The following is a 25,056-nucleotide window of genomic DNA, read 5'->3' on the forward strand; positions in this document are numbered from 1 at the left end:
AGCGGTTTTTTTTATTTAAATCTAATTAGACATTAGTACGTAGTATAAGGTGGCTTTGTATTTTTATCCAAATGCCTTCTTAAACGCGTTCCAGTTGTTCCATCTCCTGATGCATCCGGAATTCCTTTAGGCTCAGACTCATCAATTGACGGAGTTGAAGGATCATCTGCAACAGGATTGAACGGATAAAATAAACTTGTCCCTTGATTCACTTGCAATGGTGTAGGCTTTTTAATTTCATCAATTGTCATATAACCATCATTATCATCGTCAGTATCAGCATAATCAGGAGCACCATCAGAATCAGTATCTAAAATAGTACCGTCTTCTTCGTCAATAACATATTCATATCGTGACTGAATTTTATCATTGTCATGATCCAAATAAATAGTATTAAATAGGTTAAAATAAAACACCAAAGGAGAATAATTTGGTATTGTTGACGACCCATTACTATAATAACCTAAACCAGAGGGCAAAAACATAATACCTGCGCCATAATTCGTATTAATAAGATCTCCGTCACTTCCAATCACACTTGTACCCGCTCTAAATTCTGGAACTATATATCCCCATCCCTTAACAAGACCTGTAAGATCATATACTGCATCTGATGAATAATCAAACTCTGTACCGTCTAATAAAAAGCCTCTGTAGGCAAATCTAATTCTGTCTACACCACTTGGCTTTTTGCCATCAGCTTCCGTATCTCCTTTTCCGTCCAATTTCAGGTAGTACACCTTAAAATCAACATCGTACAATTTAACTATCTTATATTGTAAAGGATAATCTGTTTGGTTCCAAATTGATACGGTGTGAGTAGCATCTAAAGAATCAACTACAATTTCTCCCATATCAACCTCAGAATTCCCATTCAAATCGTTTACTTCAATATAATGTGATTGTAAAAAAGACTCAATCTTAGCCAAATCTTCAGGATATACTTTGTAGTGCGGTCTTGCAGGCGTATCACTTGGAGAATCATCTTTTTGGCAACCAACAGCACCAAACAACACTGTTAAACCAATCAGACATAAAATCTTATTCATATTCATAATTTTAAAGGCGCAAGATACAATTTTCCTTTATTTTTGTACTAGTATTAACAGTGTTTTTAACGTATTGCAATGAGAATTGACAAATACCTTTGGTGTGTTCGCTATTACAAAACCCGAAGTATGGCAACTGACGCCTGCAAAAAGGGACATATAACCGTAAATGGTCAGGAAGCTAAACCGTCGCGCGATGTTTTTCCGTCGGATAAAATTACCTTGCGGAAAGACCAGATTAATTATATAGTAATTGTTCTGGATATTCCTGATAACCGCGTTGGTGCCAAATTGGTCGATATTTACCGAAAAGACGAAACACCGCCTGAAGCTTTTGAACATCTGGAAATGCTCCGTTTATCCAAAGAACATTACCGAGCCAAAGGACAAGGCCGTCCGACTAAAAAAGACCGCCGCGATATTGACGATTACGTAACCGATGAAGATTTTTACGATGCAACTGAATAAAGACTATTGGGAAAACCGATATAACACGGACGAAATTGGTTGGGACGTTGGACAAATCACAGCACCATTAAAAGAATACATTGATCAATTAACCGATAAATCCGTAAAAGTTTTGATTCCCGGCGCTGGCAATGGTTATGAAGTGGATTATTTAATAACGCAAGGTTTTACCAATGTTTTTGTAATTGATTTAGCCGAAATTCCTTTGCAGAATATTAAAAAAAGAAATCCTGATTTTCCTTCTGAGCATTTAATTCAAGGTGATTTTTTCAAATTGGACGATGCTTTCGACTTAATTTTGGAACAAACCTTCTTTTGTGCTTTACAACCGGAATTGCGAGAAAAGTATACTCAAAAAATGCATTCGCTTCTAAAGTCTAATGGAAAAATTGCCGGATTACTTTTTGATTTTCCGCTTACGGAAGTTGGTCCGCCGTTTGGAGGAAGTAAAATAGAATACGAAACATTGTTCTCCAATCAATTCCATATCAAAACGCTTGAAAGAGCATATAATTCCATAAAACCAAGAGCCGATAGAGAGTTATTCTTTATCTTTAAACCGAAATAACAACACAACATGAAAAATATCATTCTAAACAAAGCTGAAATTCAACATAAAACCAAACGAATTGCTTATCAGATTTACGAAACTTTTGTAGATGAAAACGAAGTAGTTTTGGCCGGAATCACCAACAGTGGCTTCACTTTTGCTAAAAAAATTGCTGCTGAACTAGAACAGATTTCAGATTTGAATGTTATTTTATGCGAAGTACAAATCAACAAGAACAATCCGCAAGACGCCATTAAAACTTCCTTAAGCCAAGAAGAATACCAAAACAAGGGCTTGGTTTTAATTGATGATGTTTTAAACTCGGGAACTACCTTGATTTACGGTGTGAAGCATTTTCTTGAAGTTCCGCTTAAAAAGTTCAAAACAGCAGTATTGGTAGATCGTAATCATAAAAAATATCCCGTAAAAGCAGATTTTAAAGGTATTTCACTTTCAACTTCATTGCAGGAACACATTCAGGTAGTTTTTGAAAACGAAGACGAATATGCGTATTTAAGCTAGTTTTTCAACTATTTCATTTACAATCTCTAAAGGTAATTTTCCGTCAACTGAAACAATAGTTTTGGACTGATTGTAGAAATAACTTCTGTCAAATAAATGTTTGGCGATAAATTCGTCGATTTCACTATCCGAAAGATTAGCGATTATTGGGCGATGCTTTTTCTCTTTCTGCAATCGACTTACCAGCTCTGAAATCGAAGTTTTAAGATAAACCGAAAATACATCGTCACGCTGAAGCAAAAGATGATTGTTAGCATAACACGGTGTTCCGCCGCCAAGACTTAATACAAATTCATCATTGGAGTCTATAAACTGATTTAAAACAGTATGTTCAATTTTTCGGAATTTGATTTCGCCTTGTTCAGCAAAAATCTGAGAGATGGTATTTTGAGTTTCATTTTCAATCAAATCGTCTAAATCGAAAAAGGGCAATTGCAGTTTTTCCGACAACAATTTCCCGATTGTAGTTTTTCCGGACCCCATATATCCAACCAAAATAATTTTTCTCATCCGAATAAATCCCTATAAATTAAGTGCTTAAGAATCTGTTTTAAAAAAAAGTCAAATTTATAATAATTTTCCCTTGGAAAATAAATAATACGCCTTATATTTGCACCCGCAATCAGGAAATGATTACGACTCGGTAGCTCAGCTGGTAGAGCACATCACTTTTAATGATGGGGTCCTGGGTTCGAATCCCAGCCGGGTCACAAAAGTCAAACTTCAACGTTTGACTTTTTTTGTTTTTGGCCATGTGGAGGAATTGGTAGACTCGCCATCTTGAGGGGGTGGTGCTGCAAGGCGTATGGGTTCGAGTCCCATCATGGTCACAAAAAAAGCCCCAAATTGGGGCTTTTTTTATGGTTTAAATAACTCTTGTAAGGGTTTCAGCTGTTCGACATCAATATTCGATTTCTGCATCAACTGAATCATTTTTAAAACTGTGGTCGGATTCATGTCTTCTCCGGTGATTCGGACTACGGCCAGACCGTTTTCCTTTTTGCTTCCGTAAAGCACAAATTCGTCAATGTGTTCGTCTTTTCCGGAACATTTAAATTCCGCTCCGTCTTTTCCGAAGTTTACTTTAATTAACGACTCATATTTGTCGTTATTCAGGATTTGAGCCACTTTCTCCTTTTCGGCCTGTATTTCGGCTGTGTTTTTCCCATCGGCTTTTAGCGTCAGAATATTTACTTTTTCGAAAGATTCCAGCACTTCTTTTTCATCCGAAGACAATTTAGCCGTTTCCATATTTAAAATGGAAGGAGAAACATCTAAAACCGTAAAGCCGTCTGAAGCCTTTTCGCTTTTTTCCACAAAATATTTCTGCAACGTGGGTTCCTGCTTACATGAGGTAAACAAAAGACCGATTGTCGCCAACAAACAGATTTTACGAATCATAGCTTATTTTTTTGAAGCCTTTTTCAGAGAATCGCCACCAGGAATTTTCATTTTTTCAGTAAGCGCAGAAATCTCATCCAAATCGAAATTACCTGTTAAAGATAATAAAACCGTTTCATTTCCTTTGATATTTACGCCTTCAATGAACATTAAAAGTTCTTTCACCTGACTGCTGGTTGCACCGGATTTTACATAAATGTTCACTTTTTTACCGCTGTCGTTCACACGCATTAATTCATCTAACGGATTGGATTTCAAATAACTTCCAACTGTCGATTTCATTTCGGTAGCTGTTTTAGAACTGTTCGTGGTAAACACTTTCAGATTCTCTAACTTTTTAAGCAAAGACATATAAGCCTGCGCTTCTTTATCGGAAGCATCTACTTTTACCTTGCTCATCAATTCGAACATTTTTTTGTTTACGATTACCGAGGTTACACCATCCTGACCATCATATTTGTCGAAAGCTGATTGTGCAAAAATTACGGTTGAACTTAAAGCTATAACTACTGTTAAAAATAACTTTTTCATTTTTTGATTATTTAAAGATTGTTTTTGTTGTTTGATTGTACTCATGAACGTAGGCCACACTTTTCACGCCTTCATTTACGTTTTCGGAAACCATTTCAAGCGCTTTTTGCGTTTCGGCGAAAGCTACTTCAGGATCGTCGAATGTTCCTAAATCCTGTTGGGTTGGTTCCTGATTCATAAAGAAATACGCTCCGGCTAAAACCGCCACACTCGCCGCCACAGATAACCACGCTACATAATTGCGTTTTCTAGGTTGTAGTGGTACTGTTTTGGTAAACTGCTCCTGTTTTGCCTGACCAAAATAACCAAACATTGCTTTGTGCTGCTCTAAATATGGCGCCACATCCGAACTTGAGAAGTAAGCTTTTAATTGCTTTTCTTCCGCAATACTGGTTTCTCCGGAAAAGTATTTTTCTACTAATATTTCTATGTTATGCAATTCCATACTTGTGTTTTTTAACCAATTGTTCTCTAATTTCTTTCCTTGCTCTTGAAAGCGCTACCCGAACTGCTGTTTCGTTCATATCAAGCACTTCGGCGATTTCAGCAAATTCGTATTCTTCTACATCGCGCATCTGAATGATTAACCTTTGTTGTTCGGGTAAAGTCTCGATTATTTTTTCCACCCAATTCCAACTGTCGCGGTCTTCCATCTGCTTTTGCACATTGGCAGCATTATCCGAATAATTACTGTGTACTAACTGCAAATTTGATGCCCGTTTCGATTTTAGCTGATCCAGACAATAATTTTTGGTCATTGTCATTGCAAAGGCTTCTACACTCGAATACCTAGAAAGAACTTCGTTGTTTTTCCACAACTTAACCAAAACTTCCTGCGTTGCATCTTCAGCTTCTTCCGTACTCACCAACAATCTTTTGGCCATACGGAACAACTTATCTTTAAAAGGAGAAATTACGTTTATAAACTCCTGCTGATTCATGGTAACTACTTGGTTGGTTTTGGTTTATATAAGCTAGACGAACTACTCGTTTGTTTGTTACAAGGTACAATAAAAAAAATCCAAAATAAAAATCCCGATTCGCAAGAATCGGGATTTAACATACGTAAAAAAATTACTATTACTATTAAAAAAGTATGTTCAAACCTACTTTGAAGTTTCTGCCGCGAGTGCTGTACCCAACCGTTTCAACAAATTCTTCGTTTAAAATATTGGTAACCGAACCAAACAACTGCATTCTGTTCTTCATCACTTCGTGTCGTGCTGTAAAATTCACCAATTGATAACCCTTTAAATCTACAGGAACAGTTGCAAAAGTTCCGCCGTCAAAAAAAGCATCGGTTCTGTCGCCTATATATTGATAGTTCAATCCTAAATACAATCTGTCAGTTGCCTGAAAATCTAAAGCAGCATTTCCTTTGTGTTTTGCAATTAATCGGCTCAACAATGGCTCTGTTTCAGTGAATGTATAATTGGCATTGATTTTTACTTTACTTGTAATAGCGTAAGTTACACTAGATTCAATTCCTTTTGCGTTATATTTCCCATCAACATTTACATAATACGATTGCCAAGTAGTCATGTCGGTATAAAATCCGATTGTATTTTTCTCCTCACGGTGAAATCCGACAACGTTCACATTCAATTTCTTCTGCAATAAATCAACTTCAAAACCAACTTCTGCTGTTGCATTTTCTTCTGGAGTTAACTCTAAATTTCCATAAGGTGAATACAATTGATACAAACTCGGTGTAATGTAGGCCGTACTATATGATGCCAATACTTTTAAAGGAATGTTCGAAAACGTAAAAGACGGATTCACATTATACACTGGGTGATTATCATACACACTATGCATATTGTAACGAGCACCGGCATTTATATTGAAACCGAAATCAGAATTGTAAACTGCTGTTACATACGGATCAATTGTGCTGAATTTCGCAGACTCTTTTAAAATGTTATCATACGGTGTTTCCGAATTCATTGCCTGATACTGAAACTGCCCTCCGGCTACAACAAAAAACTGAGTAGAAAAAGCATATTTATTGAACGCATCAACATTTACACTATTCGACTCGTATATGCTTTCATTGATATTTCCTGACCAGCTGTCAAATGTATTGTATTTTCTTTCGATAGTATTGAATGAGGAATTCAACACAAATTCTCCTTTATTGTACTTAAATTTCGGTGAGAAACCATAACGGAATTGTTCCGAAGTACTAACATTTACAGGTGAATCCGGGTCTGAGAAGTTATCAAAAGTACCGTCGAAGTCCGATTTAATTCGGTCGTAATTTGCAAAAAAATCAAGTTTTAAACGATTTGATGGTGTGATTCCGAATTTCACCAAAGCATTCACCCTTGAAAAACGATCATCTTCATAATTAGCTGATTGTTCGACAGCAGCTTCTGAAATTCCTTTAGTTTCGGTACTATTTAAACTCGCGTAGTAGTTGAATTTTTCTTGACTACCGTTCACCGCAAATCCTTGGTTAAAATCCTGCGGATTGTATTTTACATTATCTGCAGTCATTTGCGTTCCTAAACTCATATGAGCATTACCTGAAATATCTTTTTTGGCTGCTTTTTTAAGTGTGATATTGATTACACCTGCTGCTGCTCCAGAACCGTAAAGCGTACTGGAAGCGCCTTTCATAACTTCGATTCGTTCTACCTGTTCCGCTGGGATTAATCGTAAATCGTATTCTAAATTGATCCCCGAAGCATCAGTTACCGGAATACCATCAATTAAAATTAGCGTTTGACGGTTTCTGGCTCCACGAATGTAATAACCTAGGTTTTTTCCGGTTCCGCTTTGGTTTCCGTTAACCTCAACACCAGCAACAGAACTTAAAACAGTAGCTACCGACTGACCAGCTTTCTTTTCTAAATCTTCTTTTGTAATTGTTGTAATTACTTTTCCTGATTTCTCTTTTGATAAGGCGAATTTTGAATCGGAAATTACAATCTCATCTAACTGCTTCCCAATTGAAACAGAATCTTTTTCTTGCGCAAAAGTACTTCCTGCCAACAACAGCAGCAACGCACCAAAGCGAACAGTCTTTTTGTTCATTTTAGTTTGAAAAAATTAATAATCTGGGAGAAAAGCATAGATTTTTACCCATACCCAAACTCTTTTTCCCGAAAGTTTGATACTCAAAAATATACTCAGGCAGGTCTCCTGGCTTGCGTCCTGTTATCCACCTTCCCATCTTTACAGACAGTGGCTTGAAGAATAACAACAGGCTTTATAGCTTACAGTTGCGGGTACAGCTTAGGTATTACACCTAATTCCCTTTTAATGCGGTATGCAAACACATACACACAACCTCAATACGGCTGCAAATATAATGGGTAAATTCTCAATAATCCAATTATTTTTACGAATTAGTAGCAATCCGTCATAAAAATCTGTAGAAATAAATCTAACTTTGCACTTTATTCAACAAAAAACAAAATGTCAAAAAAGGGTTTACTAGTACTTACAACTTGTTTTTTTCTATTACTTTCTTGTAAAAAGAAAAATTCTGAAGTCGTAGCCAGTCCAAAAGTTGAAAACAGTATTCAGCACGCTAAAGGTTTGGAGATTTATCAATATGAAGGCTATTCCATTGTAAAAGTTACCAATCCGTGGCCAAAATCGGAAGGCGGCTTTACCTATATTCTAAAGAAAAAAAACGGCGTTGTTCCTGATAGCTTGAAGCAATTCACTACCATTTCGGTTCCGGTAAAATCGATAATAGTAACCTCAACAACACACGTTCCTTCACTTGAAATGTTAGGCGTTGAAAATACGTTAGTTGGTTTCCCAAATACGGATTTTGTTTCTTCTGAAAAAACTAGAGCTTTAATCGATTCAGGCAAAGTAAAAAACCTCGGTCAAAACGAAAGTATCAACACGGAAGTTGCGATTGATTTAGCTCCGGAAGTTTTAGTTGGTTTCAGTATCGATAGCAACAACAAAACCTTCAATAATCTGGAAAAAGCAGGTATGAAAATTTTGTACAATGGCGATTGGACTGAACAAACTCCTCTAGGAAAAGCCGAATGGATTAAATTCTTCGGAGCCTTATATGATAGAAACGAAGAAGCGGAAACTTTATTCCAAAACATCGAAAAAGAATACCAAAACGCGGTAAAACTCGTTGAAAAAACTTCCAAAAAACCAACTGCTTTAAGCGGGGGCATGTTCGAAGACATTTGGAATTTACCACAAGGCGACAGCTGGGTAGCGCTTTTCCTGAAAGATGCCAATATTGATTATCTTTGGAAAGAAACCAAAGGAACCGGAAGCTTGGCATTAAGTTTTGAACAGGTATTCGAAAAAGCCCAAAACGCAGATTATTGGTTTGCTCCGGGCATGTTTTCAACTTTAAAAGAAATGAAGGAAGCCAATCCGCATTACGAGCAATTTAACGCTTTTAAAACTGGTAGTATTTATTCTGTTACCGTAAAAAAAGGAGCTAAAGGCGGCATTGTCTATTATGAACAGGCTGCGAACCGACCGGATTTGGTTTTAAAAGATTTAATCAAAATTACCAACCCGGAATTATTGCCGGATTATCAACTGTATTTCTTTCAAAAACTGAATTAATTTGCCGAATTACAAACGACATAACCTTTTATTTTTACTGCTTTTTGCGGTAACGATTTTGTTGTTTTTTTGCAACATCAGTTTTGGTTCTGTGAATATTCCGTTTCGGGAAGTTTTTCATGCGTTAACAGGTTCCGAAGTTAGCAAACAAGCCTGGGAATACATCATTATAAATTACCGATTACCCAAAGCTATCACAGCCATTTTAGCAGGAATGGGTTTATCCATCAGTGGATTGCTGATGCAAACATTATTCCGAAATCCGTTAGCCGGTCCTTATGTTTTAGGCTTGAGCTCGGGTGCGAGTTTAGGTGTCTCTTTTGTTATTTTGGGCGCTGGATTTTTACCTGCTTTTTTAAGCAATATACTACTTTCATCCTATGGCGTGGTTTTAGCGTCAACGATTGGAAGTTTTTTAGTTTTATTACTGGTTTTAATCGTTTCTCAAAAGTTACGCGATACAGCAGCGATTTTAATTGTCGGCTTGATGTTCGGTAGTTTTACGAGCGCAATTGTGAGTGTTTTGACGTATTTCAGTACTGCGGAACAATTACAGAAATTCACCTTTTGGGCATTGGGAAACCTCGGAAATTTGTCGTGGCTTTCTTTAACAATACTTACGGTTACAGTGCTAACAGGACTTTTGTTGAGCATTTTCAGCATAAAATCTTTAGACGCTTTACTACTTGGAGAAAATTACGCTCGAAGTTTAGGCTTAAATTTCCAAAAAGCACGCTTAGTAATCATTCTTGCAACCAGTCTTTTAGCCGGAAGCATCACCGCTTTTGCCGGACCGATTGCCTTTGTTGGCTTAGCGGTTCCGCATATTGCCAAATTATTATTTCAGACGAGCAATCACCGAATTTTATTTTTCAGCACCTTATTAATCGGTTCCGGAATCATGTTGCTTTGTGATCTTTTATCGCAATTTCCAGGTTCCGATATAACGCTTCCGATCAACGCCATCACTTCAATCATTGGCGCACCGGTGGTTATTTGGTTGTTACTCCGTAAAAAGAAATTGGCAAGTTAATGGCACATCCGATTTTACATACTCAAAATTTAAGCATCGGCTACACTTCCAAGAAAGATAAAACCGTAATTGCGGCCAATCTGAATTTAAATTTTTCGGAAGGTAAACTCATCACTTTGATTGGTGCGAACGGTATCGGAAAATCTACTTTATTGCGAACCTTAACCGGAATCCAAAAACCTTTGGAAGGAGAAGTTTTTCTGAATAATCAACTGATAAATTCTTACTCTTCAGTAACATTGGCGCAAAACTTAAGCATCGTTTTAACCGAGCATTTACCACCAAGCAACCTGACCGTTTTTGAATTAGTTGCTTTGGGTCGCCAACCTTACACCAATTGGCTTGGTAATTTGAGTGAAGAAGATATTCAAGTCATTCATCAGGCGATGGAACTCACACAAATTGAATCACTTGCTTCTAAAAAACATTATGAAATCAGTGACGGACAATTACAAAAAGTGCTAATTTCCAGAGCATTGGCACAAGACACGCCGCTGATTATTCTTGACGAGCCGACGACGCATTTGGATTTAGTGCACAAAGTCAAATTGTTCAAACTCTTGAAAAAACTGTCGAACGAAACCCAAAAATGTATTTTATTTTCTACGCACGACGTTGATTTAGCCATTCAGTTGAGTGATGAAATGATTGTGATGACTGCGGAAAAAGTCGTGCAGAATCAACCTTGTCAACTGATTTCTGACGGAACCCTCAACGCACTTTTCAAAGACGAATCCATCCGATTTGATGCTGAAAGAGGAAAATTCATCATTGAATAACCGATTTTTCAATCGGAAGATTTCGTAACTTTAAACTCCGTAAAAACAAAGTCATGAAATCACACTATTTTTTCACTTTCTTCCTTAGTTTATCTGCAATACTGAACGTGCAATCACAATTAAAAGCTGTCAGTTATTCGGATGGCGCGCAACAATTAGAAGGATTTTCAGGAAAACCGAAAAAAGCCAATCCCAAAAAAGCAGGTGTTTTAATTTTACCGGCGTGGATGGGTGTCGATGCGCATTCCAAAGAAAGTGCCACAGAACTCAACAAGTTAGGCTATTATACGTTTGTGGCCGATATTTACGGTATTGACAAACGACCAAAAAATTCTCAAGAAGCAGGAAAAATTGCAGGCTATTACAAAACCAATTTCAAAGAATACCAACATCGAATTACTCTGGCATTAGAACAATTAATAAAATCCGGAGCGAATCCTGATGAAATTGCGGTAATCGGTTATTGTTTTGGCGGAAGCGGAGCTTTGGAAACTGCAAGAGCAAACATGAAGGTTAAAGGTGTTGTTTCTTTTCACGGCGGTTTAGGAAAAGAGGCTTCAAGAACAACCGAAACAATTCAACCGAAAGTTTTGGTGTTACACGGCGCGGATGATTTCTTCGTTCCAGAAGCAGAAATCAAAGGATTTCAAGACGAAATGCGAAATGCAAAAGCGGATTGGCAAATGATTTATTATGCCGATGCCGTTCACGCTTTCACTCACAAAGATGCTGGAAGTGACAAATCGAAAGGTGTTGCTTACAATGAAAACGCTGACAAACGCTCCTGGAAAGCCATGCTTAGTTTTTTTGATGAATTGTTCAAATAAATTATTCTTCCAACTCTGGAATGTTTTGTGTTCTTGAAAGGTTTAACAACGGTTTATCGGGCAACATTCGGTTTAAGATTTTTTCAAACCACGGCAAAAACCAGACAAAAACAATAACTCCCAAGAAGTTGAAAATAAAGTGTGCATTGGCTAACGTTTGTTCGAGTGGCAATTCACCGCTTATCCATTCCACAAAATGAACAAAAGGAAGAAACAGCAACAAACAGATTACGATGCTTGTAAAGTTGAAAGCTAAATGGAAAAGTCCTGTCTTGATGCCTTGCCGGTTACCTCGTATGGTCGCTAAAAGCGTATCGCTGCAGGTTCCTAATTCGGCACCGAGCATGATGGCAATTCCACCCATTAAACTGATTGCGCCTTTTTTTACCAAAAGTATCGCCATCCCAACGGTGGCAGAAGACGACTGAATAATCAAAGTTACGATTGCTCCGGTTATAGAACCCGTTATCGGATTGTCCATTTTTAACATCCATTCGTGAAAAACCGGATCTTGCTTTAACGGCGAAATCGCATTTTCCATGATAAATAAACCAAAGAACAACATCCCAAAGTAAATAAAAAGTTGTCCGTAGCGCTTGAAATGTTCTTTTTGGGTAATCAGCAAAATAGCCATCCCAATCATAAGTAAAATTGGAGAAAATCGAGCAATATCCAAGGCTATAATCTGACTGCTGATAGTGGTTCCGATGTTGGCGCCCATCACAATTCCCATGGCCTGCCTAAAGGTGAGTAAGCCAGAATTCACTAAAACTATTGTTATGATAATTACCACTGATGACGAATCGAGTAAAATAGTCAGAATCGTTCCGGTGAGAATGGCAGTAAACGTGTTTTTGGTAAACCGAAGCAGCCATTTTTTGGGTTTTTTAGACGTAACGCTTCGGATAACATCAGACAAACTGGTTACAGCGTAGAGAAAAAGGACCAACCCTCCGAGCAGTGTTAAAACGATTTCACTCATAACACAAATCTTTAGCATTGAAATCACTTACAAGATACAACTTAAAAAACATCTAAATGTTTCTAAATTGTTATCATTCAATCTATTAAATAAAAAAGCCCCGAAAATCGAGGCTTAGTATCTTCAAAAAAACTTTTATTTCTGGTTGTAATCGTAATTCACCATCCAGTTGATTCCGAATTTATCGGTAAACATCCCAAAATAAGCGCCCCAAAAGGTTTTATTTAAAGGCATGGTTACTTTTCCGCCAACCGATAATCCGTTGAAAATTCGGGTTGCTTCGTCTTCTGTATCCGCATTGATGGAAATAGAGAAATTATCACCTAATTTTGGAATTCCGCCGAAACCTTCCACTGCATCGCTTCCCATTAAAACGGTGTTTCCAATTGGTAAGGAAATGTGCATGATTTTGTTTTTATCAGCTTCTGCTATCGGATATTCGGAAGGCATTTCAGAAAATTTTCCGGCATATGGAAAATCTCCACCAAATACCGATTTGTAAAAATTGAAGGCTTCTTCACACGTTCCGTTAAACGTTAAATAAGGATGTACACTTGCCATAGTAGTTTTGTTTGTTTTGGTTAAATTTTGAAGCAATTTACTATTATTTTGATTTCAGCCAACTTCTGTTAGAAAAAATAAGGAAATTTTCGGTTTATTCTATCCACGACAAACCATAAAACAAGTGTTATTCCGCAGATTATAAAATATTTAACCGATATAAAACCTATTGTTTTTTGTGGCAGAAATTCATAAACCAACCGAATCATATACGGATGCAAAAGATAAATCCCAAGTGATAATGTAGCCGGAATCGACCATTTCATCTGAACATTGTTTTGAACTGCCAATTGTAATAACAACAGACTAATCGGCAACAAAAAAACGAAGAAATCCATGGCGCCTAATTTCAAGGAATAATAGCAATACGATTCCAATAAAAGTCCAAGTAAACAAAGTCCTAAAAGCAGTTTTACTTTTTTAAACCATGATTTCCAGCTATCAAACAAAGTTCCCAAAAGCAAGAATGGGAATGCGAGAAAAAATGCATTTCGGGAAGTTCCGATGATTTCATAAATGCTTTTCAAAACCGGAATATGCTGAAAGATATTCAGTTTGAATCCCAATTGAAACAAATAACCCATCAGAATTAACAGCAAAACAGTTATCAATTTAAGCTTAGGCTGCCAATTTCGACTGAAATAAAGCAATAAAACACCAAAAACAGTAGCCAGCAAATACCATAAATGCCAATAACCGTAAATCAGTTTTAGAACTAATTCTTTGGTTCCGAACCATTTGATATGATGATGATAAAACAAATCGGGTAAATAAATCAGTTGCCAAACCAAATACAACAGCAAAATCCGAATACAATACTTTTTGATGTAATTCCAATCATTCAGTTTGTTTCGTAAAAGATAGCCGCTGATGATGAAAAACGTTGGAACAGCAATTCGGGTAATTCCACTAGCAATTTCATAGGAAATCAAACCGGGAATTCCTTTCATTTTCGAAACCGGAAAAATATGCAATGCCACCACCAAAAAGGCTAGTACTAATTTTAGAATATCTAAGGAGGCGCTGCGGCTATTCATCGGTTAACTTTTGACTAAAGTAAAAACTTTTCCACTTGAACCACTTCGCCAGCCTTCAAATTTTGCAAACCGATATTCCCTACTCTAACCCGTACGAGTCGTAAAGTCGGGAAACCAACCGCGGCTGTCATTTTTCGTACCTGACGAAATTTACCTTCGGTTAGTGTTATCGAAAGCCAACTCGTCGGACCGTGACGCTCATCACGTATGCGTCTGCCTTCTCCAATGCAACCCGGTAATTGTTCCACAATGCTTGCATCACATGGTTTTGTAGTGTAGCGAATTCCTTTGAAACCGATTTCTACGCCTTGCTTTAATTGTTCAATAGCGTTTGTTGTGATGATACCATCCACTTGGGCGAGATATTCTTTTTCAATGGTTTTGCTGCGGACGTTTTCGCTTTCCATTCCATCAGTAGTCAGTAACAGCAAGCCTTCAGAATCTTCATCCAAACGACCGATTGCCATAGTTCCTTCCGGAAAATCATACAATTCACCCAACAGTTTTTTAAAGCGTTTCTTCTCGTAAATAAACTGACTCAGGTAACCGTGCGGCTTATGAAGTAAAAAATGATGGTGCATGGAATGACTTTCGGCAAAAATACAATTTCTTCAATTTTAAAATCTAATCGAATGCAACTTTAGAAGAATTGACTTTTTCTTAAAAGATATTTCCTAAAAAGAATCGTAAATTTATACGCACAACTAAATCAATCAATTATGAATCAAACGGACAAAAAAACGATTACTGTTGCCGCGACTGTTAATGCGCCAATGAACAAAGTTTGGCAGTTTTGGAGCGAACCCGAGCATATTGTGAACTGGAACAATGCTTCCAACGACTGGCACACTACCAAAGCGGTAAACGATTTAAAAAGAGGCGGAAATTTCAATTACCGAATGGAAGCCAAAGACGGCAGTTTCGGTTTCGATTTTGAGGGAAAGTATTCTGAAGTTATTCTGAATGAATCCATTGAATACACTATTGCAGACGGCAGAAAAGTTCAAATTTTGTTTGAAGCTTTAGACGATGAAACCCATATCACCGAAACTTTTGAAGCCGAAGAGGTACATCCGGAAGAATTACAACAAGATGGTTGGCAAGCCATACTGAACAACTTCAAACGTTATACTGAAACCCATTAATCTTCAAGTTATGAGATCACAAATTTTCATCAATTTACCGGTTAAAGATTTGCCAAAGGCGATGGCTTTTTATACTGCAATTGGTTTTACCAACAATCCTAATTTCACAGATGAAACTGCAGCTTGTATGGTTTACAGCGAAGAAATTTTCGTAATGCTATTAACACACGATCGTTTTAAAAGTTTTATTAAAAAAGATTTAGGCGATACTACAAAAACAACTTCCGTTATCAATTCGTTATCGATGGAAAACGTGGCGAAGATGAATGAAACTACAGACAACGCACTCAAAGCAGGCGGAACCGAACCTACGCCATTGAAAGATTACGGTTTTATGCAACAACGCAGTTTTGAAGATTTGGATGGCAATTTCTGGGAAGTTTTCTTTATGGACATGAGTCAAATGCCACAACAATAAACAAGAGTTATGAAAAAACCAATTTATCCGTGCTTATGGTTTGACGGAAAAGCCAAAGAAGCCGCCGATTTCTATTGCTCGGTTTTTGCTGATACCAAAATTTTGGAAACCAATCCGATGGTAACCACTTTTGATGCTTCCGGACAAAAATTCATGTGTTTGAATGGCGGACCGATGTTCAGTATCAATCCTTCCATCTCCTTTTTTGTAGTCTGTGAATCGGAAACTGAAGTTTCAACTGCTTGGGAAAAACTCACAAAAGAAGGTTCCGTTTTAATGCCTTTGGGTGCTTATCCGTGGAGTGAAAAATACGGCTGAGTTCAGGATAAATTCGGTGTTAACTGGCAATTGGCTTTTGGTAAGTTGGAAGATGTCGGTCAAAAATTTACACCTTGTTTAATGTTTACTCAGGAGAAAAACGGCCAAGCAGAAGAAGCCATTTCCTTTTACACTTCGTTGTTTCAAAATTCATCAACTGTTGGAATTTTACACTTTGAAGAAAACGAAGGCGGTGTTCCCGGAACTGTGAAACATGCGCAATTCAAACTAAACAACAACGTTTTTATGGCTATGGACGGCGGATTGGCACACAATTTCAAATTTGACGAAGGTGTTTCTTTAGTCGTGGAATGTGAAAATCAGGAAGAAATTGATTATTTCTGGAATAACTTCACTCAAGAAGGCGAAGAAAGCATGTGTGGCTGGTTAAAAGACAAATATGGCGTTTCCTGGCAAATCATTCCTGACAATTTAGCGGAACTCATGAACGATCCCGAAAAAGGACAACGTGTGGTTCATGCTTTTCTGAAAATGAAAAAATTCGACATTGAAACTCTAGTAAACGCTTAGTTTTCAAACCAATAATCATAAGCCAATCTGAATTCTTTGGATTGGCTTTTTTTAGTACATTTACAGTATTAAAAACTTTACCATGTCGCAAACCTTATTCGTCTTAGCCGCATTTATCATTGCCCTGATACTTGGAATTTACATCGGAAAATTATTGTTTTCCAACCAATCTCAATCGGAAAAATCAACTTTGGAAGAACGCATTAACGGTCTTTTGAATCAGATTGAACAACTGAAACAACAACTTCAGAACGAACTTATTTCTTTTGAAAAACAACTGACCGTTTCCAATTCTGAAAAAGAAAACATCCGTAACGAAAAAGATGCTTTGGCTATTCAGCTTTCCAAAAAAGAAGTCGATTTTGAAAATCTTTGGGAACGTCATAAAGAACAGAAGGAAGAAGTGAATCAGCTTCAGGAAAAATTCACCAAAGAGTTTGAGAATCTGGCCAATAAAATCTTAGAAGAAAAAACCGTTAAATTCACGGAGCAGAACAAGGAAAATCTGAAGAATATTTTAAATCCGCTTCAGGAAAAAATTCATCTGTTTGAAAAGAAAGTCGAAGACACCCATAAAGAAAGCATCGATTATCATGCCGCGTTACGTCAGCAAATTTTAGGCTTGCGCGAAATGAACGAACAGATGAGCAAAGAAACGCTGAATCTTACCAAAGCTTTGAAAGGCGACAGTAAAATGCAAGGAAACTGGGGCGAATTGATTTTGGAGCGCGTTTTGGAAAAATCCGGATTGGAGAAAGGTCGGGAATATGAAGTTCAGCAAAGTTTCACAACGGAAGACGGTTCGCGTGTACAACCTGACGTAGTTATCAATCTTCCAGACGGAAAGAAAATGATTGTCGATTCTAAAGTTTCACTGACTGCTTACGAACGTTATGTTAACGAAGATGATGACGCTGCCAAAGACTCGTTTTTAAAGGAACACGTAAACTCCATCAAGCGTCATGTGGAGCAATTGGGCAACAAAAACTATCAGGATTTGTATCAGATTGAAAGTCCGGATTTTGTATTGCTTTTCATTCCTATGGAACCGGCTTTTGCCATTGCTTTAAACGAAGACAATTCCTTGTATAATAAAGCTTTTGAGAAGAATATTGTAATTGTTACACCTTCTACCCTTTTGGCAACACTTCGAACTATTGACAGCATGTGGACGAACCAAAAGCAACAGGAAAACGCGTATGAAATTGCACGCCAGGCTGGTGCGTTGTACGATAAATTTGAAGGTTTCGTCTCAGATTTAATCAAAATCGGCAAAAAAATGGATGAAGCCAAAACGGAATACGGGAACGCCATGAACAAATTAGTAGAAGGCAAAGGAAATTTAGTTACCAGCGTTGAAAAACTCAAAAAGATGGGTGCTAAAGCCAAAAAAGCCTTGCCGGAAAATATTTTAAGCCGAGCTTTAGAAAAAGAACAATCATCTGAAAATCAATTATAAATGAGAAAATTCATTGTATTTGGCTTACTGTCATTAGCCCTCATGTTTACTGCTTATTTCGCATTTGTGTATTATGTTCCGTATAGCGAAGGTGTGCGTGCCGGCGAATTGATTAAAATCAGCAAAAAAGGTGTAATGATGAAAACCTGGGAAGGCGAAATCAGTCAAGGCATTTCGGGCGCACAGATTTTTAAATTTTCGGTGATGGATGACGATCAAAAAGTGATTCAGCAACTCACGGATTATCAAGGAAAATATGTAAAAGTGAATTATATCGAACGTTATATCACTTTTCCTTGGTGGGGCGATTCGCATTATTTTATTACCAATGTACAATTGGAGGATTCTCCACATTTTAAATAATTTGAAATGGAAACGATATATAAGAAAATAAGTGCTTCAAAAGTAACGTTGACCGAATTGATGCTTCCGTCGCATTCCAATTTCAGCGGAAAAATTCATGGCGGTTACATTTTATCTTTAATGGATCAAATTGCCTTTGCCTGTGCTTCAAGATTTTCCGGAAAGTATTGTGTTACAGCTTCGGTTGATACGGTTGATTTTTTAAATCCGATTGAAGTTGGCGAATTGGTCACTTTGAAATCATCGGTGAATTATGTTGGACGAACTTCTATGGTTGTCGGCATTCGAGTAACTTCACAAAACATTCAGTCTGGAAAAGTGAAGCATTGCAATTCTTCATATTTCACGATGGTTGCTAAAGATGAATTGGGCAACTCTTCCGAAGTTTCGCGTTTACATCTCACAAACATGGAAGAAGTTCGCCGTTTCTGTGAAGCACACAAGCGCGTTCTCGCCAAAAAAGAACATAAAGAACTTGAAGAAAACCTTGACTACTCTTCAAAAGAAGCGCTGTCTCAACTTGCAAAAATGAACGTAAAAATAGAATTGTAACATTCTTATTTATTTTTATTATTTATAACGATATTTAATTTAATATTGTTTAATTATTATATATTTGTTATTAATGGATTATTTTAAATAACAAATATGCAACAAAAATACCTACTAAAACTTTTTGCTTTTTTAACCATATCAGCTGTAATTGTTACTATTTCCTGTACTTCCAGCGACGAGTCAGATGAATATGTACCAGTCTCACCTGTTGTGGTCGATTTAACACAAGTGCCCTATCCAAAACTTTCTGATTACAAATTTTTCGAAGGCGAGTTGAAAAATCTTTCTCCGGCATTAGATGTACTTCCTTATAAACCAGCCAGTTCCCTTTTTAGCGATTATGCGCACAAAAAACGTTTTGTTTGGATGCCAAAAGGAACTAAAGCGACTTATAATGGTGATGGAAAAACGTTGGAACTTCCGGTTGGCGCTGCATTAATCAAGAACTTTTATTACGATCATGTGCAACCCAATAACACTACAAAAATCATTGAAACCCGCGTTATGATTCGCAAAGCCAGTGGTTGGATTTTTGCTAATTATGTTTGGAACGAAGAACAAACCGAAGCTTTTTTTGATTTAGCCGGAAGTTATCAGGATTTGAGCTGGATTGAGAATGGAGAAACCAAAAACGTATCCTATCGTATTCCATCTGAAGTTCAATGTATTACCTGCCACAAAACCAAAGAAATGATTGGTGGTGTTGAAACCACGGTTTACGTTCCAATCGGGATTAAACCTCAGAATTTGAATTTCAACTATACGTATTCAAACGGAGTTAAGAATCAATTGATGAAATGGATTGAGGAAGGTTATCTCAACGATGGTTTCATTCTTCCTTCCAACGAAAATACAGCTATTGATTACGAAGACACTTCAAAATCATTAGATTTAAGAGCCCGTTCGTATGTAGATATCAACTGTGCGCATTGTCATACCGACAACAAACATTGTGATTACAGACCAATGCGTTTTGCTTTTTCACAAACAGGCGGAACAGGCGGCAACACGAATATGGGAGTTTGTGTTAATACCGAAGATATGCAAGACTTCTCTCCAAGTTTAGGTAAAATTGTTACACCCGGAAACAAAGAAAAATCTATGTTGTATTATAGAATTAACACGGATAACGAAACCTATAGAATGCCATTACACGGAAGAACCTTAATACATACTGAAGGAGTTGCCTTAATGGAACAATGGATTAACTCTTTAGGGCCTTGCCAATAACACTAACTATGACTAATCATTAAGAGAATGCTTATGAAAAAAATTACTTTATTTTTTCTGTTTTTAATAACAAGCTGGTCTTTTTACGGACAAGACACTTGTGCTACTGCTCAGACAATTACAGCAGGAACCCATGTTGTAAGTGCTGTAAACGGCTCTCAGGTTCCTACCCCAATTTGTGCTGCCAATGGTGCTGGAAGTACAAATGCCGGAGAATGGTACAAATACACACCTTCAACAACTTATAATGTAACAGTAACCTCTAGTATCGCACCATACATAGACACCAGAGTACATATATATACCGGTTCTTGTGGTGCTTTAGTTTGCGCTGGTGGTGACGATGATGCAGGTGCAAGTCTAACCTCAACAGCAAACTTTTTAGCTATGGCTGGCACTACATATTACATTGCATGGGACAATAGATGGAGTGCTTCCGGATTCACTTTTCAACTTATTGAAAACACGTATATCCCTCCTCCAGTAGAATATACTACACAAACTATTTCGACTATCAACAGCAACTTTAATATTTGTGTGGTTGATATGAACAATGATTCGAAAGACGATATTGTTGGAGTTAGCGCAAACAATCTTAAAATTCATCATCAAACTACTCCCGGTAATTTTTCGATTACAAACTATGCAGTTCCCGGAACAAGCGATATGCCAACATGGAGTTTAGCTGCCGGCGATTATAACAGAGACGGCTACAACGATTTAGTTTTAGGAAGTGGAAGTGGTCTGTCGTTTTGGCAATCTGATGCAACTGGAACAGCTTACACAAACATTAATCCTTCAGAATATATTTTCTGTCAAAGGACAAATTTTGTAGACATCAACAATGACGGTCACTTAGATGCGTTTTCCTGTCATGATGTAGCGCCGAATGTATATTATTTAAATAACGCTTCTAATAATTTTACTCACTATCAGAGTGGTGTTACTGCAGGTTCTTACAATGTTGGAACACTTTCATCAGGAGGAAATTACGCTTCAATCTGGACGGATTACGACAATGATGGCGATGTTGATTTATTCATTTCCAAATGTTCCGGCCCTCCATGTGAATTACATCGTAATGATGGAAATGGTGTTTTCACAGATATTTCATCGCTTGCTCAAATTAACACAACTCCAGTACAATCCTGGTCTTCAGCTGTAGCAGATTTTGACAACGATGGCGACATGGATATTTTAGTAGGTGCAAATGGAAGTTCGGGTCATAAATTTTTCAGAAATGATTTGGACACTACCAACAGTGTGGAGGAACCGTTTGTAAACATAACTTCTTCTACTGTTTTCGGAACAGACACTACGAACAACCAAGATTACATCGCTTACGATTTTGACAATAATGGAAAAGTAGATATTATGGGAAGTGGAAACAAAATTTTCTTCAATCAAGGTGGAAACACATTCACAACAGTAAGCTATTCCGGATTAACAGTGGGTGCAGTGGGTGACTTAAATAACGATGGTTTTCTTGACATTCAGAATAACTCTAACATTCGCTACGCTGTTCCAAACGGAAACAACTGGATTAAAATCAACTTACAAGGAATCCAAAGTAACCGCAATGGAATTGGTGCAAGAGTTGAAATCTATGGTAATTTTGGAAAACAAATTCGCGATGTTCGCAGTGGTGAGGGTTTTAGATACATGAGCACTTTAAACACTCATTTCGGAATCGGAACAGAGACGCAGATCACTCAAGTGATTATCAAATGGCCTTCTGGGGTTGTTGATACGATTACAAACCCAACAATTAATCAGAGTTTATCGGTTGCTGAAGGAAGCACTTTAGGTTTAGCTGAAAATCATTTAGGAAATTTCACTGTATATCCGAATCCGGCTCAGGATTTCTTAAACATCGGACTTAAAAATGGTTCTGAAACCATTAAATCAACTTCTATTTTTGACATTAGTGGACGTTTAATTAAAACTGACGATTCATCAAATACGCAAATCAATGTTTCTAACTTACAATCTGGAACGTATTTGTTGTTAATCGAAAACGGAGAGAATCAGAAGTTTTCAGGTAAATTCATCAAGAAATAAAAAGACAAATACAATAAAAAAAGCTCTGTTTTCACAGAGCTTTTTTTATTTTCTAAAATACCCGAACTAAATTAAATCCGAAGCAAATTTCTCCCTTATCCCATCTACCAGAAGTTTGCCCAAGAAAACCGGATTCGTGCATCGCTCTGGAATTAGTAAAATGCATCTGAAAAACGTGCCCGCCGGTTTCCAAATCCATACCAATTGACAACGGATTTGTATATATGGATTCTGAAGCCCGATTCAAATGAGCTACGTAATCCAAATTGACAGACCAGCGTTTAGTGATTTTATATCTTCCGCCCATTCCTAGTGCAAATTGACTGTTATCCTGTGGATTAGGCAAAATTATTGTCCCATCATCTGCAAAAGTATCTCGAATCGTGTTCTCATGAAAAAATGTCGGAGCCAATTCCAAACTTAATGCTTCATTAAACCTTCTGGAAATTAATAACTGCGTAACATAGCTCAATCGGTTGCTGAAACTCATATCTGGAAAATCGTCTTCTTTCATTTCTGTATTAATTGCCAAACTGTTGAAACCAACTATTGTAAATAAAGCACAACCTTCTTTTTGATAAACCAGACGATACTTAGCCGCTACATCATAAGTTTCCTGAAAACCACTACGAGCGACATGAACTGTAAGCCAATCGGTTAAACCGTAAACAAATTTTAATTGTGTGTTGGCATTATCCAATCCGAAGAAATCATCAAAACCGTGCTCTAAATAATCGAATCGGTGTGCAACTACAAAATACAAATCTTTTTTAGCAGCTAATTTTGTTGATTCTAGATTGACAATCTTCAGTGATTTGAATGAGGATTCTGTTTGATTATCAGCCTGAACCGTATCAATTTCAGAAAGCAAATCATCCTGAGCCAATCCGAATAAAGGGAAGAGGCATATAAACAGAAAGAAGTTCCTCATACTTAATTTACGACTAATGTTCGCGTTCCTTCGCCTGCACTGCTTTTAATTTTTACAACATAAGAGCCGCTTGGCAAATCTGAAGTTTCAATTCGCGGAGAATCAGACGAAACTGAAATAGTTTTGACCTGTTTTCCCAACAAATCATAAAATATTACGTCTGCTTCTGTAACCATTTGCGGCAGTTCTATATTTATATAGCCTTTTGAAGGGTTTGGATACATTTTTAATGATGCCATTTCGAATGAATCAGATCCTAAAGTCAAATTAGACATAGTTGAACCACAATTCCCACTTCCATGATAGGTAACAGTCAGCGAAGTTCCTCTAGCAAAAGTTAAATGAAGCGGTTGCGCAGCCAATGGAAACGTATAATCAGTTCCTTCTGATGCAACTCTGGCTCGTGTGGCAACAACTGTTCTAACTCCTGAAACAATATTATTTGATTGTACTGTCCAATTTTGTGTATCAGTTGGAGGTGTTACCCCTACTCCGTCGAAACTTCTGTCTGACATTGTTGTTCCGTTAAAGATCAAAACATCTTTTCCGGTATCATTCATTAAACTAGAAGCATCAAAACCAATTCCAAGCCATTTATCTGAAGGACCTACCAAAGTTACAGTAACCGTTGTGTTTGTTACATCAACCTGTCCGGAATACGCTAAACTCGGTGCTCCTGAAAAAAACGTAACCATTCCTGTGGAGTACGTTTGCGCATTCAAACCAATTACTGTTCCAAAAAGCGCCATAATCATTAAGGTAATTTTTCTCATGATACTAATGATTTAAAAGTTCTACTAGTTTTTCGTCGCCAGAAATCTTAGCATAATCAAACGCAGAATTACCGCGAATGTCTTTTGCATGGACATCTGCTTTTGCTTTTAACAGCAAAGGAATCAAATCGTATTGTTTAAAAAGTACGGCATAAATAAGCGCGCTGTTCCCTGAAGCATCTGTCAGACTAATATCCGCATTGTGCTTTACCAAGGCTTCTGCTATCTCTTTATTACCTTTTACAACTGCAGCCATCAATGGTGTTCCATAATTGCTTTTTCCATTGATATCGGCTCCTTTTTCAATTAAGAAAACAGCTATTTTATTGTTACCGCGATAGGTCGCCAACGTGAGCAAACTATAGCCGTCCTTATTAACTGAATGAATGCTATTTGGTTCTTTATCAACAACTTTCTGAAGTTCTTCAACGGTACCGCTACGCGCAATTTCAAAAATATCCTGTTGGGCAACAATACTGTCTACCCAAAAGAAAAGAAGTGCAATGAAAATAATTTTTCTCATTCTATTACAATTGCTTGGTCCATTTTCATTTCTTCTAATAAATTGTCATAGCCTAAAAAGCGTCCTTTGACATTTACTGTTGAAGATTTTATCAATTTTGCGGTTGTATTTTCTTTCCAATAAACCAACATTTTCTCGTCTAAGGTTATCGTTTTTTCAACCGAATCTATCGACGTGATTACACCTGAAACTTCAATAATTTTATCGCCATATTTCAAGGTTGCTTTACCTTCATCTTGAAGAAACTCTTCGTAAATCGACATGGTTTTTACTGAAAAATCTTCTTTTTCAACAGTCACATCACGATGGCCTTTATACAGATACGAATAAAAAGCCCAAGAGAGCAACAAGAGCAAAATCACAATCAGGTAGTAACCAATCTTTTTCATTTTGCAATAAATTATTTCTCACAAATTTAACCAATTATTTTTTTAATATTAAAATTTTTA

31 protein-coding genes, 2 tRNA genes and 1 riboswitch are annotated in these 25,056 nt (G+C 37.1%); of the genes, 18 read left to right on the forward strand and 15 right to left on the reverse strand.

The genetic code is table 11. The annotated features are described in order from the left end of the window. Nucleotides 1-32: 32 nt before the first annotated feature. Nucleotides 33-1,049 (reverse strand): hypothetical protein, encoded by a 1,017-nt coding sequence (locus RUH60_RS08085; protein WP_313807191.1) that lies wholly within the window; start codon nt 1,047-1,049, stop codon nt 33-35. Nucleotides 1,050-1,127: 78 nt separating this feature from the next. Here RUH60_RS08085 and RUH60_RS08090 point away from each other — a divergent pair, with 78 nt between their 5' ends. From RUH60_RS08090 to RUH60_RS08100, 3 genes are read left to right on the forward strand one after another with little or no spacing between them, the layout of a single operon-like run. Continuing rightward, a complete protein-coding gene (locus RUH60_RS08090; RefSeq protein ID WP_313807193.1) occupies nt 1,128-1,517 on the forward strand; it encodes an RNA-binding S4 domain-containing protein in 390 nt (129 codons plus the stop codon). Next, nucleotides 1,489-2,085, forward strand: coding sequence for a methyltransferase domain-containing protein (locus RUH60_RS08095; protein ID WP_313807195.1), 597 nt, complete (start codon nt 1,489-1,491; stop codon nt 2,083-2,085). Before RUH60_RS08090 ends, RUH60_RS08095 begins: the two co-directional genes overlap by 29 nt. Nucleotides 2,086-2,094: 9 nt before the next feature. Further along, on the forward strand, nt 2,095-2,589 hold the full coding sequence (locus tag RUH60_RS08100; RefSeq protein WP_313807197.1) for a phosphoribosyltransferase family protein: 495 nt from the start codon (nt 2,095-2,097) through the stop codon (nt 2,587-2,589). Here the strand turns inward: RUH60_RS08100 and RUH60_RS08105 are convergent. After that, nucleotides 2,581-3,099 (reverse strand): shikimate kinase, encoded by a 519-nt coding sequence (locus RUH60_RS08105; protein ID WP_313807198.1) that lies wholly within the window; start codon nt 3,097-3,099, stop codon nt 2,581-2,583. The genes RUH60_RS08100 and RUH60_RS08105 overlap by 9 nt on opposite strands. A gap of 127 nt (nt 3,100-3,226) precedes the next feature. On the opposite strand from RUH60_RS08105, the gene RUH60_RS08110 reads away from it, so the two are divergent. Both RUH60_RS08110 and RUH60_RS08115 read left to right on the forward strand, forming a co-directional pair. Next, nucleotides 3,227-3,299: transfer RNA gene (locus RUH60_RS08110), tRNA-Lys, on the forward strand. Nucleotides 3,300-3,337: 38 nt separating this feature from the next. Beyond that, nucleotides 3,338-3,419 (forward strand) — tRNA-Leu (locus tag RUH60_RS08115). A 28-nt stretch (nt 3,420-3,447) separates the two neighbouring features. Here the strand turns inward: RUH60_RS08115 and RUH60_RS08120 are convergent. From RUH60_RS08120 to RUH60_RS08140, 5 genes are all read right to left on the reverse strand, one after another. After that, the gene (locus RUH60_RS08120; RefSeq protein ID WP_313807200.1) at nt 3,448-3,990 is read right to left on the reverse strand and encodes a DUF4252 domain-containing protein; all 543 of its coding nucleotides are present in this window, start codon (nt 3,988-3,990) and stop codon (nt 3,448-3,450) included. A gap of 3 nt (nt 3,991-3,993) precedes the next feature. Further along, nucleotides 3,994-4,521 carry a DUF4252 domain-containing protein gene (locus tag RUH60_RS08125; protein ID WP_313807202.1) on the reverse strand — a complete coding sequence of 176 codons (528 nt, stop codon included), beginning with the start codon at nt 4,519-4,521 and terminating at the stop codon, nt 3,994-3,996. 7 nt (nt 4,522-4,528) lie between these two features. Beyond that, entirely contained in the window at nt 4,529-4,966 is a 438-nt protein-coding gene (locus RUH60_RS08130) for a hypothetical protein (RefSeq protein WP_313807204.1), read from the reverse strand. Beyond that, nucleotides 4,953-5,462: an RNA polymerase sigma factor gene (locus RUH60_RS08135; RefSeq protein WP_313807206.1), complete on the reverse strand. Its 510-nt coding sequence runs from the start codon at nt 5,460-5,462 to the stop codon at nt 4,953-4,955. The genes RUH60_RS08130 and RUH60_RS08135 overlap by 14 nt, the downstream gene beginning before the upstream one ends. 145 nt (nt 5,463-5,607) lie before the next feature. Beyond that, a complete protein-coding gene (locus RUH60_RS08140; protein ID WP_313807207.1) occupies nt 5,608-7,560 on the reverse strand; it encodes a TonB-dependent receptor plug domain-containing protein in 1,953 nt (650 codons plus the stop codon). Between the two features lie 80 nt (nt 7,561-7,640). After that, nucleotides 7,641-7,835: riboswitch (cobalamin riboswitch) on the reverse strand. Nucleotides 7,836-7,944: 109 nt separating this feature from the next. Between RUH60_RS08140 and RUH60_RS08145 the strand changes: the two genes are divergently transcribed. From RUH60_RS08145 to RUH60_RS08160, 4 genes are read left to right on the forward strand one after another with little or no spacing between them, the layout of a single operon-like run. Continuing rightward, complete coding sequence (locus tag RUH60_RS08145; protein WP_313807209.1) at nt 7,945-9,081, forward strand: ABC transporter substrate-binding protein; 1,137 nt, start codon at nt 7,945-7,947, stop codon at nt 9,079-9,081. A 1-nt stretch (nt 9,082) separates the two neighbouring features. Next, nucleotides 9,083-10,114, forward strand: a complete 1,032-nt coding sequence (locus tag RUH60_RS08150; protein WP_313807211.1) for an iron ABC transporter permease — start codon at nt 9,083-9,085, stop codon at nt 10,112-10,114. Then, a complete protein-coding gene (locus RUH60_RS08155) occupies nt 10,114-10,893 on the forward strand; it encodes an ABC transporter ATP-binding protein (protein WP_313807213.1) in 780 nt (259 codons plus the stop codon). Before RUH60_RS08150 ends, RUH60_RS08155 begins: the two co-directional genes overlap by 1 nt. 53 nt (nt 10,894-10,946) lie before the next feature. Continuing rightward, complete coding sequence (locus RUH60_RS08160) at nt 10,947-11,720, forward strand: dienelactone hydrolase family protein (protein ID WP_313807215.1); 774 nt, start codon at nt 10,947-10,949, stop codon at nt 11,718-11,720. A gap of 1 nt (nt 11,721) precedes the next feature. Here the strand turns inward: RUH60_RS08160 and RUH60_RS08165 are convergent, their stop codons facing one another. The 4 genes from RUH60_RS08165 to RUH60_RS08180 all read right to left on the reverse strand — a co-directional run bounded on the left by RUH60_RS08165 (nt 11,722) and on the right by RUH60_RS08180 (nt 14,881). Further along, nucleotides 11,722-12,702: a Na/Pi symporter gene (locus RUH60_RS08165; RefSeq protein WP_313807217.1), complete on the reverse strand. Its 981-nt coding sequence runs from the start codon at nt 12,700-12,702 to the stop codon at nt 11,722-11,724. 135 nt (nt 12,703-12,837) lie between these two features. Then, nucleotides 12,838-13,263 carry a VOC family protein gene (locus RUH60_RS08170; protein ID WP_313807218.1) on the reverse strand — a complete coding sequence of 142 codons (426 nt, stop codon included), beginning with the start codon at nt 13,261-13,263 and terminating at the stop codon, nt 12,838-12,840. A gap of 68 nt (nt 13,264-13,331) precedes the next feature. Next, complete coding sequence (locus RUH60_RS08175; RefSeq protein ID WP_313807219.1) at nt 13,332-14,300, reverse strand: acyltransferase family protein; 969 nt, start codon at nt 14,298-14,300, stop codon at nt 13,332-13,334. Nucleotides 14,301-14,314: 14 nt separating this feature from the next. Beyond that, entirely contained in the window at nt 14,315-14,881 is a 567-nt protein-coding gene (locus RUH60_RS08180) for a pseudouridine synthase (protein WP_313807221.1), read from the reverse strand. A 138-nt stretch (nt 14,882-15,019) separates the two neighbouring features. On the opposite strand from RUH60_RS08180, the gene RUH60_RS08185 reads away from it, so the two are divergent. The 9 genes from RUH60_RS08185 to RUH60_RS08225 all read left to right on the forward strand — a co-directional run bounded on the left by RUH60_RS08185 (nt 15,020) and on the right by RUH60_RS08225 (nt 22,380). Then, nucleotides 15,020-15,445, forward strand: a complete 426-nt coding sequence (locus tag RUH60_RS08185) for an SRPBCC family protein (RefSeq protein ID WP_313807223.1) — start codon at nt 15,020-15,022, stop codon at nt 15,443-15,445. Between the two features lie 10 nt (nt 15,446-15,455). Beyond that, nucleotides 15,456-15,863 (forward strand): VOC family protein, encoded by a 408-nt coding sequence (locus tag RUH60_RS08190; RefSeq protein ID WP_313807225.1) that lies wholly within the window; start codon nt 15,456-15,458, stop codon nt 15,861-15,863. A 9-nt stretch (nt 15,864-15,872) separates the two neighbouring features. Then, a complete protein-coding gene (locus RUH60_RS08195) occupies nt 15,873-16,181 on the forward strand; it encodes a VOC family protein (protein ID WP_313807227.1) in 309 nt (102 codons plus the stop codon). A 30-nt stretch (nt 16,182-16,211) separates the two neighbouring features. Continuing rightward, nucleotides 16,212-16,712 (forward strand): VOC family protein, encoded by a 501-nt coding sequence (locus tag RUH60_RS08200; RefSeq protein ID WP_313807229.1) that lies wholly within the window; start codon nt 16,212-16,214, stop codon nt 16,710-16,712. Nucleotides 16,713-16,794: 82 nt separating this feature from the next. Beyond that, complete coding sequence (gene rmuC / locus RUH60_RS08205) at nt 16,795-18,171, forward strand: DNA recombination protein RmuC (RefSeq protein WP_313807231.1); 1,377 nt, start codon at nt 16,795-16,797, stop codon at nt 18,169-18,171. Further along, complete coding sequence (locus RUH60_RS08210) at nt 18,172-18,534, forward strand: 6-phosphogluconate dehydrogenase (protein ID WP_313807233.1); 363 nt, start codon at nt 18,172-18,174, stop codon at nt 18,532-18,534. 6 nt (nt 18,535-18,540) lie between these two features. Next, nucleotides 18,541-19,086: an acyl-CoA thioesterase gene (locus RUH60_RS08215; protein ID WP_313807235.1), complete on the forward strand. Its 546-nt coding sequence runs from the start codon at nt 18,541-18,543 to the stop codon at nt 19,084-19,086. 96 nt (nt 19,087-19,182) lie between these two features. Next, nucleotides 19,183-20,319 carry a hypothetical protein gene (locus RUH60_RS08220; RefSeq protein WP_313807237.1) on the forward strand — a complete coding sequence of 379 codons (1,137 nt, stop codon included), beginning with the start codon at nt 19,183-19,185 and terminating at the stop codon, nt 20,317-20,319. Nucleotides 20,320-20,352: 33 nt separating this feature from the next. After that, the gene (locus RUH60_RS08225) at nt 20,353-22,380 is read left to right on the forward strand and encodes an FG-GAP-like repeat-containing protein (protein WP_313807239.1); all 2,028 of its coding nucleotides are present in this window, start codon (nt 20,353-20,355) and stop codon (nt 22,378-22,380) included. Nucleotides 22,381-22,432: 52 nt separating this feature from the next. Here RUH60_RS08225 and RUH60_RS08230 read toward each other — a convergent pair whose 3' ends face one another. From RUH60_RS08230 to RUH60_RS08245, 4 genes are read right to left on the reverse strand one after another with little or no spacing between them, the layout of a single operon-like run. Continuing rightward, nucleotides 22,433-23,311 (reverse strand): DUF5777 family beta-barrel protein, encoded by an 879-nt coding sequence (locus RUH60_RS08230; RefSeq protein ID WP_313807241.1) that lies wholly within the window; start codon nt 23,309-23,311, stop codon nt 22,433-22,435. Between the two features lie 2 nt (nt 23,312-23,313). Continuing rightward, nucleotides 23,314-24,084 carry a T9SS type A sorting domain-containing protein gene (locus RUH60_RS08235; RefSeq protein ID WP_313807243.1) on the reverse strand — a complete coding sequence of 257 codons (771 nt, stop codon included), beginning with the start codon at nt 24,082-24,084 and terminating at the stop codon, nt 23,314-23,316. A 4-nt stretch (nt 24,085-24,088) separates the two neighbouring features. Continuing rightward, entirely contained in the window at nt 24,089-24,607 is a 519-nt protein-coding gene (locus tag RUH60_RS08240) for an ankyrin repeat domain-containing protein (RefSeq protein ID WP_313807245.1), read from the reverse strand. Next, nucleotides 24,604-24,996 carry an OB-fold protein gene (locus RUH60_RS08245; protein ID WP_313807247.1) on the reverse strand — a complete coding sequence of 131 codons (393 nt, stop codon included), beginning with the start codon at nt 24,994-24,996 and terminating at the stop codon, nt 24,604-24,606. Before RUH60_RS08245 ends, RUH60_RS08240 begins: the two co-directional genes overlap by 4 nt. Nucleotides 24,997-25,056 lie beyond the last annotated feature (60 nt).

The sequence above is a fragment of the Flavobacterium sp. genome (assembly GCF_032153895.1).
In the GTDB taxonomy this organism is placed as follows: Bacteria; Bacteroidota; Bacteroidia; order Flavobacteriales; family Flavobacteriaceae; genus Flavobacterium.